The 13,127-nt window shown below is 41.6% G+C and carries 9 protein-coding genes; 8 read left to right on the top strand and 1 reads right to left on the bottom strand.

The window, feature by feature from the left end:
• Positions 1–127 precede the first annotated feature (127 nt).
• From trpC to I3249_RS00815, 3 genes are all read left to right on the top strand, one after another.
• Positions 128–997, top strand: coding sequence for an indole-3-glycerol phosphate synthase TrpC (gene trpC, locus I3249_RS00825; RefSeq protein ID WP_238068063.1), 870 nt, complete (start codon positions 128–130; stop codon positions 995–997).
• A gap of 108 nt (positions 998–1,105) precedes the next feature.
• Entirely contained in the window at positions 1,106–1,837 is a 732-nt protein-coding gene (locus tag I3249_RS00820; protein WP_179798976.1) for a Smr/MutS family protein, read from the top strand.
• 206 nt (positions 1,838–2,043) lie between these two features.
• Entirely contained in the window at positions 2,044–2,676 is a 633-nt protein-coding gene (locus I3249_RS00815; RefSeq protein ID WP_238068062.1) for a DNA-3-methyladenine glycosylase 2 family protein, read from the top strand.
• Between the two features lie 60 nt (positions 2,677–2,736).
• Here I3249_RS00815 and I3249_RS00810 read toward each other — a convergent pair whose 3' ends face one another.
• A complete protein-coding gene (locus tag I3249_RS00810; RefSeq protein ID WP_238068061.1) occupies positions 2,737–4,722 on the bottom strand; it encodes a mechanosensitive ion channel family protein in 1,986 nt (661 codons plus the stop codon).
• A gap of 434 nt (positions 4,723–5,156) precedes the next feature.
• Between I3249_RS00810 and I3249_RS00805 the strand changes: the two genes are divergently transcribed.
• From I3249_RS00805 to I3249_RS00785, 5 genes are all read left to right on the top strand, one after another.
• The gene (locus I3249_RS00805) at positions 5,157–7,049 is read left to right on the top strand and encodes a TonB-dependent receptor (RefSeq protein WP_238068060.1); all 1,893 of its coding nucleotides are present in this window, start codon (positions 5,157–5,159) and stop codon (positions 7,047–7,049) included.
• Positions 7,050–7,395: 346 nt separating this feature from the next.
• Positions 7,396–8,820, top strand: coding sequence for an adenosylhomocysteinase (gene ahcY, locus I3249_RS00800; RefSeq protein WP_238068059.1), 1,425 nt, complete (start codon positions 7,396–7,398; stop codon positions 8,818–8,820).
• The gene (gene metF, locus I3249_RS00795; protein WP_166739256.1) at positions 8,804–9,682 is read left to right on the top strand and encodes a methylenetetrahydrofolate reductase [NAD(P)H]; all 879 of its coding nucleotides are present in this window, start codon (positions 8,804–8,806) and stop codon (positions 9,680–9,682) included. Before ahcY ends, metF begins: the two co-directional genes overlap by 17 nt.
• A 300-nt stretch (positions 9,683–9,982) precedes the next feature.
• On the top strand, positions 9,983–10,858 hold the full coding sequence (locus tag I3249_RS00790) for a 16S rRNA (uracil(1498)-N(3))-methyltransferase (RefSeq protein WP_201579460.1): 876 nt from the start codon (positions 9,983–9,985) through the stop codon (positions 10,856–10,858).
• Between the two features lie 162 nt (positions 10,859–11,020).
• A complete protein-coding gene (locus I3249_RS00785; protein WP_238068058.1) occupies positions 11,021–12,733 on the top strand; it encodes a GGDEF domain-containing phosphodiesterase in 1,713 nt (570 codons plus the stop codon).
• Positions 12,734–13,127 lie beyond the last annotated feature (394 nt).

Below are 13,127 nucleotides of genomic sequence, written 5' to 3'. Positions count from 1 at the left end.
ACGGATACAAGGCAGCCAACCATAGATTGTACAAATCGTACATCTAAGGAGGATAACGCCGTAGCCATTTAGTAGTTACTAATAGCTCTCTGACTATATTTACATTTAACGATATTTGGATACCAGTATGACCAAAACCCATTCAGACATACCATCAGTGCTACAGCGCATTGTCGCCACCAAAGTAGAAGAAGTAAAAGCCGCTCGCGAAGCATTGTCTCTAGAGGACTTGAAAGCACAGGTCGCAGCTGATGATAAACCGCGTCGAGGTTTTGCCGCGGCGCTACGTGCTGCTGGCACTAAAGAAAATGGTATCGGTATCATTGCTGAGATTAAAAAAGCCTCACCGTCTAAAGGCATTATCAATCATAACTTTACCCCTGCTCTATTTGCGCAGCAGTATGAGCAAGCAGGCGCTAGTTGTCTGTCTGTATTGACCGACCGTGATTACTTTCAAGGTGATGACAGCTACCTTATTCAGGCGGCTAATACTTCAAGCTTACCGACATTACGTAAAGACTTTATGATTGATGTCTATCAAATCTATCAATCTTACCTAATGGGCGCTGACTGCATCCTACTCATTATGGCTTGCCTAGATGATGCGCAAGTACAAGAGTTACATGCACTCAGTACTGAGCTTGGTATGGACGTATTGATAGAAGTACATACCCAATCTGAGCTTGAGCGTGCGCTACAGTTGCCACGTTCAGTACACAATATTTATGGTATCAATAACCGTGATTTGAATACCTTCGATGTGGACCTGCAAACCACGCTTGATCTTAAGAATATTTTAAACGATGCACTCGCTGCTGATAGCGCTGAGCAAAAACCACTTATTGTGACTGAGAGCGGTATTCATAGCAGTGATGATATCCGTCTCATGCTAAATAATGAGATTCAGCACTTTTTGATCGGTGAGCAATTTATGAAAACTGATCATCCAGGGCAAGCGTTACAATCCTTACTTGCGGGCGTCGCAGCAGACGGGTAAAGTAACTCAATAATTTATGCTTAAATAAATGCTCAATAGCTTGAACAATGTCTATGCTATATACATTGTTCAATCAACCATTCATCAATCAACGATACGTTAACTTTTATGTCAAACTCTCTGTTTTCAAAAGAAATGCAAGACCAGCTCAAAGAACTTAAAGGCCAGCTGAGCAAAGGCCGTGATACCAATTCACCTGAAGGTGAGAACCAAAAGCCAACTGAACCGGTATCGCTACCGACTCAAAAACAAGTAAAAAAGACAGTTAAGCAGCTAGATAGTGAACATATCGATGACGATAAAGTTCTATTTATGCAAGCCATGCACGGTGTCAATCAGCTAGAAGACAAAAATGTCCGCTCACCTGCCAGCGCAACTAAAGCAGGCAAACCTGATGCAGCGACACTATCAAAACGTGCTGCGGCTCAAGGTAGTGAAGCCAGTGATTTAGGCGCAGGCTTGTCAGATATGCAAGCACTACTGAACCCTGTTGCTGCTGAAGCTTATTTGTCTTATAAGCAGCCTACACTGCAAAATAAAATCTTTGATCAGCTCAAAAAAGGCAAGCTGCGTTGGTATGATGCGGTAGATATCCATGGCTGTACGATAGAAGAAGCTCGCGAAGCGATGACTCAACTATTGAGCCAAGCCAAGCAGAAAAACGAAACCATGGTAAAAATCGTCCATGGTAAAGGTAGCGAAGCGATTCTAAAAACTTGTATCAATGGCTGGTTACGTCAATTGCCAGAAGTATTAGCTTTTTGCTCTGCGCCACCAAAAGATGGTGGTAACGGTGCGGTACTAGTACTACTTAAAAAACCTAAAGCAGATGGCGAATAGGTCTATTGTTAGTGATACGGTACTATATAAAAAGGACTGCTTATTTGCAGTCCTTTTTTATCAATCATCCATGGTTTAGACGTAGACTATAACGATGTTTCCTTTAATGAATACTCTCTTTCATGTACATTCCATTTAATGTGAGCTTCTCACCTTTTATTAATATATAGACTTGAGCACCTTCTAATTAGCAAAGCGAAATCACTATGAATATACAGACTATTGAAAACATTAACGAACTAGAACAGCAGATTGCTGCGCTGATTGCCATTGAACCAAGGTTTGCTCCTGTCCATAAGCAGGTAGGCACCCCTAACCTTAGGCATAATGCAGGTGGGTTTGAGCAGTTGATGAGAGCGATGGTAGGTCAGCAGTTATCAGTTGCTGCCGCTGCCAGTATTTGGAAACGGTTGGTTGATGCAGAATTGATCACACCGCAAGCGATACGTGAAGCGACAGACGATAGTTTGAAGACGCAAGGATTGTCCAAGCAGAAAACTCGTTATGTACGCTCTTTAGTGGATCATGATATAGACTTTGCAGCATTGGAAACCTTATCAGATTCAGAGGTCATAACAACCTTGACAGCTGTGACAGGGATTGGACGTTGGACAGCTGAAATGTATTTACTATTTTCGCTAAAATGTACAGACATACTCGCTGTCGATGATTTGGCCATTAAAGTTGCAGCCATGGAGTTGTTAGGCTTAGCAGAGCGCCCAACACCCAAGCAGCTTAAAGACCTAACTCAGCACTGGTCACCTCATCGCAGTGCTGCCAGTCTATTGCTTTGGTCGTACTACGGCTCATTACGTGATAAAACCGCAGTACCTTTATAGCTAATTGAACAAAAATAGCACCAATATTACTAAACGCCATTCGGGATGAAAAAGTCTCTTTTAAGGCTGATTCCATATAGAAAAACCAATCTTTCTTTTGGTATGCTTAAATTTGCTTTTTCTTAGCATACGACTTTTATGTTTTAGTGCTTTGAGCGCCCCACTTCGACTTACTGTTGCCAGAGATGGATTATGCTGGCTTGATGCATCGTTAGCATTGGCAGCATTGTTACTGTCTTCGTCTTTAGTGGTATCAACGTTTTTAGTGATATCAACACCGTCACCATTATCTATGACAGCGTTTGTTTCATGATTAACTATATCGCTATTATTGTCTGAACTACCTTCCTCTGTTTCAACAGTGCTATTTTCCACATGATGTTCAAGTTCAGCTTGATTAACAATCAACTGCTGAGTCGGCAATGCATGTTCTACTTTATATTTCGCGACTTTCTTTAATATATCGACAAACAAAGCGTTTTGTTTGTCATAGAACTCAATGATACCAATAGCATTCACATAAGCTTGCAACTGAATAACATAGCAATCTTGGCGCAGCTCCAAAATATTGACCTGATTCCATTCTTGATTGGTCAAATCATGCTCTTTTATAAATTCATCCAAGTCATTAACCATTTTGAATATTACGTCAAGATCAGCGGTACGCTTAATATATAAGTAATGGAAAAAACGAAACATATCGCGAGAGGTAAAGTTTTCGATCTGCATCGATGAAAAATCACCATTTGGTACCGTAACAATCGTCCGCGACAAGGTCCGTACACGCGATGAGCGAATACCAATGTCGATAACTGTGCCTTCGTAAGTACCAAACTTACAATAGTCACCGATACGCACAGGTGAATCTGCCACCACTACAACACTACCAACTAAGTTTTCAATTGTCTTTTGCGCACCAAGGGCCAACGCCAAACCACCCACACCCAGTGCGGCAATACCAGTGGTCAAATCAAAACCCAAATTGCCAAAAATAACAATCACTGCAAATATCAGTAATAGCGCTTTGACGACCTTACGCAGCAGTCCCAAAATTGAGACACGCTCAGTATAGTTTTTCTTGTAGCTTAGATTTACCGCTCGGGTAAATATCGCATCGATCACTCGCAATAGTAGCCAAGTCAGCGCCAACCAAGAGGCTATATCCGTAAAGCGATTGACTGGCTCACGTAGTGTCACCGATACGCCTGCATAAACCATAACTTCGGATAGTATCAATGCCATAATGACCACAGAGAGTGGCAATATTACTTTGTTAGGTAACGGCAATGGCGTACCACGCAAATACGGATAAACAATCCTTAATAAGTGGTATAGCAACCATACCGCGACATAAGTAAGTACAAAGCTAGTCACAATCATGGTGAGCGCGGCGACCAAATCAGCTAGTTGATAGCCGAAAAGCTTTTTACCATCTAAAGAATCAACCGTATAGCGCGAGACCAAGGTCGGCTCAGTATTTTCTATCACTTCTGGTACTGAGGTCAGCGTATCGCTAGAGAACTGCCAATATTGCTCATTCTGTTTTGAGACCACCCTTTCGAGTAGTAACGGAACACTTCGCTCTCCGATATTAATCACACCGACATTTTCTTGGCTAGGTGGCAGCTGGTCAGTTAGATTACCCTCAGGTGAGTTACTAATCTGTAGATCCGGCTGAAAACGCCCACCTGCATCTAGTGCCTGTTTAAACTGTCGCACAACGGTCGTTGGGTTATCGGACTTTGATAAGTTGAGATAATTACTTGCCAGCAAATAATCATTTTCACCCAGCGCACTGATAAACCCTTGTACCGTATGACGCGGCGTATCTCGGCCAAATGAATCAGGCAGTGGCGTACTTACTGTCTCTCCGCTACTGTCATTACCCACTCCAAGCGCACCAGCCTCGACAGCATAAGCATTATTTGGCAAGGCAATGCTCAACAGCATAGTCAATAATAACATTGCGACTATAATTGGCATTTTAGTAATAGCAGAGAATGAATTAGGCAAAGGACTGGGAGTCAGATTATGCTTGATAGACAAAACAAACCTCTTAGTTTAAAAATGGCATGATAAATGACAGGTGATGTCCATACTATAGTAACAATTATTTATAACAGCAGTACTTTTGATTACGCAATTTTGTAGCTAACTGTATTGGTATTTGATTTTTTACTCTATGTGCATTTCTAATAATAAGTATTTATTAAGACAGCTTTCTCTTATAAAACTAATAAGATGCTCATAAAATATTTAGGTGAATTAATTTTTAATAGACTATTTAGCAAGCTAACCTGAATAACATTCATCCTACCCTGAATAAAAATTAGGTTAAAGTAGTTTATAAAGCAAGTTAATTTGTAGATAATGAGCACAGTTTTGCTTATATACTGTTTTTTGTAACTTTTGACCCCTTTTACGTCATAATAGTTACTTCTCATTTCTGCATTTTTAACTTGATTACTTTGGAATCGACTATGTCTGTATCACGTGCATCTTCACGTACCTATCTTCGTTTAAGTATTTTGAGCGTTCTTAGCTTACTTGCAGTAAATACTGCAATGGCAGCTACCTCTGAAAATATTTCCATCAACGATAGCAGTTTGCCACAAGTTGAGCTTGATGAAATTGTCGTGACAGCCACTCGCACACCTACTAAGACAAGTAATGTAATTGCGCAGACACGGGTGATCGATAAGGAAGAGCTACAACGTTATCAAGGTCAGACTGTTTTGGACGTACTCAAACGTCAACCAGGCGTCGCTTTTAAACAAAACGGTGGTCTTGGTACTACTTCAAATTTTTACATGCGCGGCTACGACAGCAAACAAATTCTCGTGTTAATTGATGGTATACGTTATAGCTCAGTCAGCGCTGGAGGCGCCGCGTTAAACTTGCTACCTGCTGATCAAATTGATCGAATTGAAGTTCTCTATGGAGCATCAGGTTCTAGCATCTACGGTGCGGATGCGATGGGCGGTGTCATTCAAGTATTCACTAAAGGCGGCAATATAGATCGAAGCAGTATGTCAGTTACCGCAGGTATCGGCTCAAACGATCATTATGTATACGGTGCAAGCGCACAACTTGCCAATACTAATGGTACTACATTAAGCCTTTCAGCCAGTCACAACGAAACAGATGGTATCAATGCGACCCGTCCAGATCCCAGTAATCAAAATGACCCTTATAATAAAGACGATGATGGTTTTGAGAGCGACAGTGTAAGCTTAGCAGTCAATCAGCGTTTTAGCGACACGTTACTGACAGGTGCTAGCATCTTGTACAGTAAATCCACTACTGAATATGACGATGGTACTTTTGAAGACGCTCATACTGATCAAGAAAACGGCGCAGCACAAGCTTATGTCGACTGGCAATATATGCCTGATGCCTCTGTTAAGCTCCAATATGGTCACTCTATTGATAAAAGCGAGTCTTATGCTAAGTATCCGAACGTATTCGATGGTACTCAAGACCAGATTAGCTTAGTTGGTAAAAACAAGCTGCTAGCTGGTGAAGCTGTTTATGGTCTCGAATACCTCACTCAAGACTTAGACAGTACGGCTTACAGTATTGATGACCGTAATGTCAAAAGTGCCTTTGCTGGCTATGTCGTCGCCAATGACCGCTTTGATGCTCAAGCTAACCTACGCTACGATGATGACTCACGTTATGGTGATGAAACCACCTATAATTTGGGCGGTGCGATGCATCTTAGTCCTAATTTTCGTGTTGGTGCGAGCTATGCTAAAGGCTTCCGCGCACCTGTCTTTAATGATTTAAGCCCTGCATATGGTGGCGATCTTAACCTTAATCCTGAGACTAGCGACAACTATGAAGTATTTGCTCAGTACGATAGCACTCGGCACAGCACACGTCTGACAGGTTATCGCAGTGATGTGGATAATTTAATTGCTTACTCTAATTTCAAAGCAAAGAATATCAATAGCGCTAAGATTGAAGGCATATCATTAACCTCTGACTGGGAAATGAACGACTATCTGTTTGGCGGCAGCTATGACTACCAGAAGGCAGAAGACAGTAGTGGCGGAAGTGATGATGGCAACTCTCTTCCCTACCGTCCTGAACACAAGGGCTTGGTATATGTCGGATACCGTCTGCCAAGTTTAGATATACGCGCTGAATATCAGTATGTAGGGGACTATTACAGCAGAATTACCAATACTGACTCTCAATTTGTAGACAACTATGGATTGCTGAACATCAGTGGTAACTACAAACTTACTGATAATTTGTCTATGACTGCACGTCTAAACAACATCACTAACGAAGATTATATAACAGATATTGGCTATAATACTGACGGTATTAACTACTTTACCTCTCTAACCTACAACTGGTACTAATTTTGGCTGAGTAGTATCAAAAAACATTAAAACAAAAAAGGTCATCAGTCGATGGCCTTTTTTATGGCTATAGATTCCTGTTTGAGGTTTTGTTTGTCTAAGGCATCAGCTATTTATCTCAGTCAATAGGTGACAATCACTGATTCATCTATTACAATAACGACCTCCGAGAGGTGTTGCGCCATAATTATTGATAACTGCATTTGAGCTAAATTGCTTTGCAAATCATTTGTTATGTTAGGCTCGGTTAACTGTTCATTGCCATTTTTGGTTATGAACAGCGCAAACAACGGCACCTGCGTTTTTATTCTTTTTATCATTCGTTAACCACTGATAGGAGCATATTATGGACGCAGTGTCTAACACCCCATCTGCCCATACGATCGATCCCTCTTTCACCGACTATAAAGTCGCTGACATTAGCCTTGCTGATTACGGCCGCCGTGAAATCACCCTTGCTGAAGCCGAAATGCCTGCCCTAATGGGCTTGCGTCGTCGCTACGAAGCCGACCAGCCGCTGAAAGGCGCGAAAATCGCTGGCTGTATCCACATGACTATTCAGACTGCGGTCCTTATCGAGACACTAGTCGCGCTAGGTGCTGAAGTACGCTGGACATCATGTAACATCTTCTCAACTCAAGACCATGCTGCTGCTGCAATTGCTGCTGCTGGTATCTCTGTTTATGCTTGGAAAGGCGAAACAGAAGAAGAGTATGAATGGTGCCTACGTCAGCAAGTCCATGTTGGCGGCGAAGCATCAGGCCAACTTTGGGATGCTAACTTAATCTTAGATGACGGCGGTGACTTAACTGCTTTAATTCACAACGATTATGCAGAGCTGCTTGATAACATCCATGGTATCTCAGAAGAGACCACCACTGGCGTTCATCGCTTGGTTGAAATGCTTGGTAAAGGTACACTTAAAGTACCAGCCATCAACGTCAACGATGCGGTTACCAAGTCTAAAAACGATAACAAATACGGTTGCCGTCATAGCTTAAACGATGCTATCAAACGCGCTACCGATATGTTCCTTGCTGGTCGCCGCGCTTTGGTTATCGGTTATGGCGATGTAGGTAAAGGCTCTACACAAAGCTTACGTCAAGAAGGCATGATTGTACGTGTATCAGAAGTCGATCCTATCTGTGCTATGCAGGCATGTATGGACGGTTTTGAAGTCTTATCACCATACATCGATGGTGACAACACTGGCGGCGCAGACAACATCAACAAACGCTTGCTTGAAGACACTGACATGATCGTCACGACCACTGGTAACTACCATGTTTGTGATAGACATATGCTAGCAGCTCTTAAGCCTGGTGCTGTGGTATGTAACATCGGTCACTTTGATACCGAAATCGACACTCAGTTTATGCGTGATAACTGGCGCTGGGTTGAGATCAAGCCACAAGTTCATCAAATCTTCCGCTCAGACGATGAGAACGATTATTTGATCTTGCTTGCTGAAGGTCGCCTAGTAAACCTAGGTAACGCAACTGGTCACCCATCACGCGTGATGGACGGCTCATTTGCCAACCAAGTATTGGCTCAAATGTATCTGTTCGAAGAAAAATTCGCTGACTTGCCAGCTGACCAACGTACTGACAACCTATACGTAAAAGTATTGCCTAAAAAGTTAGACGAAGAAGTAGCCGCTGCGATGGTTGCAGGCTTTAACGGTACGCTAACTAAGCTGACCCAAAAGCAAGCTGAGTATTTGGGTGTGCCAGTTGAAGGTCCATTCAAGCCTGATGCTTATAAATACTAAAAGGAGCCTGACTGTGAGTAAGCCTGCTTTCTCCTTTGAGTTCTTTCCTGCAAAGACCGAGCAAGGTCACGAAAAGCTTCTCAGCACTTATGATGAGCTTAATAAGTTGTCACCAGCTTATTTTTCGGTAACGTATGGTGCGGGCGGTTCAACCCGTAGCCGCACCTTAGATATCGTACAGGCACTAAGTGCGCGTGGTACCACTGAAATCGCGCCGCACATGTCTTGTATTGGCGATGACAAAAGTGAAATCGCTGAATTGCTCGAGTATTATAAGACTTTAGGTATTAGACGCTTAGTAGCGCTACGCGGCGACTTGCCATCAGGTCAGGTGGGCATGGGTGAGCTACCATTTGCGGTAGATTTGGTAAAGTACATTCGTGAGCATTCAGGTGATCACTTCCATATCGAAGTGGCTTCCTACCCTGAGATGCACCCACAAGCGCGTAGCTTTGAGTTTGATATCGATAATCTGGTAAATAAATACCAAGCTGGTGCCAATGCGTCGATTACCCAGTTTTTCTACAACGCTGACAGCTATCTGTACTTGCGTGATAAGTTAGAGAAACGCGGTATTGATACAGTAGCTCAGCCTTTGGTCGCTGGTATCATGCCAATTACCAATTCAAGCAATCTCTTGCGTTTTGCTGATAGCTGTGGCGCTGATATTCCGCGCTATGTACGTAAACAGCTGACGGATTTTGGTGATGACCGTAAGGCTATTCGTGAGTTTGGCTTTGATGTGGTTTATCGCTTGTGTGAACGCTTGATTGCCGAGGGCGTACCTGCCATGCATTTTTATAGCATGAACAAAGTTGAGCCAAACAAACGCTTGGTAGAAGCATTGGGATTGACTGCTTAAACTTGTAAGCATCCTAGAATATCCTTTAATCATTCCTGAAGACATTATTAATGACTGGCGCTTTTAGGAGCGCCAGTTTTTTATTGTCAAAATTTTGACCAATAGCCCTTTACCGTTTTATTCATACACTTTATCTTATTTGATTTTTAAAAATTTCTTCACTGTGTAATAATGCTGCTCTAAAAATAATTATCTTTATTAAGAAAAATTCTCATAAAACAAATGTCATTAATTGTCTCAAGTGATATTCTATAGATCTAATAATAACTATACTCAATCAAATAATAGGAATAAGACCACGTGCGACGTTTTTTTTATGCCGTTAGCAACGACAACGCTGATGCCTCAGCACTACCTAAATTGGGTGAGTTACCGATAGGTAGCAATGTCGAATTACCCGATAGTATTGTTCATCACTGGTGCCGTGTACTACGAGCCAATATTGGTGATCAAGGGATTTTGTTCGATGGATTTGGCGGCGAATATACAGTACAACTACAGGCTATTAGTAAAAAAAACGCCACTGCTACTTTACTTGCTCATATAGACGATGATCGTACGGCACCTACTATCACTCAAATCGGCTTAGTAATGAGCCGAGGCGAACGTATGGACTATGCGATACAAAAGGCGACCGAACTTGGCGTGACTGCCATTCAGTTACTCAGTAGCCACCACGGAGAAGTTACATTAAAACCTGCACAAATTGAGAAGAAACTGTTGCATTGGCAACAAGTGGCGATCGCAGCTTGCGAACAGTGCGGACTTAATCGTCCGCCTCTCATTTTTGCACCACAATCCATTACCCAATGGCTAAGCAATACCAACACTGACTCTACTCATAATGAGATGACTGTCAGCCCTGTCGTTTCTGTGCTTAGTCAAGATCCTTATTACCAGATATTAGACGGTCTTGCAGATTTATGTATGCAAATGAGCGTACCAGCAGCAGGACAACCTGCCATGCCTAGTGCTCTACCTGATGTGCTTAAAAAACAAACTCCTTATATTAAACTACTGATTGGACCTGAAGGAGGTTTAAGTAGTGATGAGTGTAAACAAGCAAATAATGTTGGCTTTATACCGTGGCAAATTGGTACAAGAGTGTTACGCACTGAGACCGCACCAGTGGTTGCTTTGTCTACTATATCCGCCTTGTATAGCTGGAAACGATAACCAATAATAATAGTCATTATCATTAATAAATTTAAAAGTAGAACTTTTGTTTTATATTTTGTAGACTTAAAAGTGATCTTAGCTCAATGTTGAGAAGTTGAATCACCATATTTATTTTTATAAGCCATTATTTTATAAGCCATTATTTTGTGAGCCATTATTATGAGCGATTTTGACACTATCCCAGCATCGATTAAGCAACGGTTAATGACCGAACTGTGTGAGAGAATTGAAGATGCCATATTTATACTAGACGAAAATCTACGTTATTTATCTGTCAATCCTAGCTATGAGCTTTTGATTGGCTACAAAGAAGAGTTTTTAATCGGTCGTCCACTTGGTATATATGCTGCTGAATTTTTATCAGAAGCAGAGCAAGTAATTCTAAAAGATATCAAGAAAAACTTAAACGAACATGGTTTTTATGAACTTGATTTTTCGATGGCCAACCGTTATGGACAGAATATTGACTGTCATATTACTTATCGCAGAATTTATATAGATCAAATGGCTTATCATATTGGTATGCTGCGTGATATGTCTGCAGTTATTAAAGATCAAAAACAGGTCGCCCATTTACTCAACTATGATCAGCTCACAGGTCTCCCTAACCGCAAGGTATTTTTGAGTCAAACAAGTGACATGCTATTGGATAGTTATCAAGAGGTTGTCCTTGTACGCTTAAATATTGATCGTTATCGCAATCTTGCCAGCCTACTAGGGCCTGATGGTGCCAATGACTTAATAAAAAACTTTGTAGAAGAAGTCGAAAAGCTCAAGCTGCATAATTTACGCTCTTTTTCTCACTTTGGTGGTGATGATTTTGCGCTATTATTTGAAGTTAAAGATGCCAATATGGTACGTCATCAATTAGATACACTCATGCAAATGTGTGAGCGTCCCTTTTCTACTGATAAGAGCCATGCAACAGATGCAAATATCTATTACCATATTTCTGTGGGTGTCAGCTGTTTTCCAAAAGACGATAACGAAGTAACCGGTTTATTGACCAAAGCAGAAAAAGCATTGGACTATGTCAAGCAGCATGGTGGCGATGATATTCGCTGGTACGACGAGGTAATTGAAAGCGCCACCGCTGGTAGCTTAGAGCTAGAGTCTGAGCTTAGGACTGCTACCCTTGAAGGCCAGTTCGTTCCTTATTATCAGCCAAAGTTCTCATTAGAGACTGGGGCTATCACAGGTTTTGAAGCATTGGTACGTTGGCAGCACCCTACTCGCGGATTACTCAAGCCCGTTCATTTTATCAATGCCATTATCGCGCACAAGCTCTCCTTTGATTTATTTTCGCAACTGGCTATTAAAATCGTCAAACAACTCTCCCTTTGGCAACAGCAAGGGTTTCATCAACACGTCTGTATCAACGCTGATGCCGCGGAATTTAGCCACCCTGACTTCTTTGATATGGTGAGCACACTACTGACAGAGAATGGTGTCGATGCCCATCAGTTGCATATCGAAGTGACCGAGTCGTCTTTGATTCAGCGTCATGATAATGTAAAAAAACAGCTTAACTCGCTTAGAGAGCTTGGCGTGCGTCTAGCGCTAGATGATTTCGGTACTGGTTATGCATCATTGAGCTACTTACAAGAATACCCATTTGATTTTATCAAGATCGATAAGAGCTTTATCTCCAATATTGAAACCGATCGTACCCAGCACGCGATTGTAAAAGCCATTTTAGACTTAGCAGTCGCTTTAGACATGCAAGTCGTTGCTGAAGGTATCGAAACTGAGCAGCAGCGTGATGTGTTGTTAGATATGGGTTGCAAAATTGGTCAGGGCTATTGGTTTAGCAAACCCGTGGCTGCTGATGTCGCCACTGAGATGCTGATTAAACAAAACGGTTCTGAGTAAACGCTAAGCTATTCGCTATAACTTATAACTTATTAACCATAAGCTACTATGTTCAGACTCCTAGCATACGAACATTTTGGATAATTATTACGATTTATCACGTTTATATCTGTGAAATAATTTACATGCTCGGTTCTACCAAATAGTGTTGTAATTTATACTAATGCGTTTGTCTTTATGGCGAACGCTATTTTTTTGGCTGTCATTTTTTCATGTTAATACTAATCATATAAAGGACTATCTGTCTTAGTAACGTTAGAGTTTTCATATGCTTAATGCTGCTGTTTCCTAGCGTCTAACGTCGATTGCATAACCGATGCAAGATAGGTTCATGACTTATCAGTCCTGTCACCAAACTTGTATAATCACCTATGAAAGCCTATCTTTTATAGTG

The sequence above is a fragment of the Psychrobacter sp. Ps1 genome (genome assembly GCF_022129425.1).
Lineage (GTDB): Bacteria > Pseudomonadota > Gammaproteobacteria > Pseudomonadales > Moraxellaceae > Psychrobacter.
Note: the sequence above shows the minus strand (reverse complement) of the source record. Positions and strands in the feature narration are given on the sequence as shown.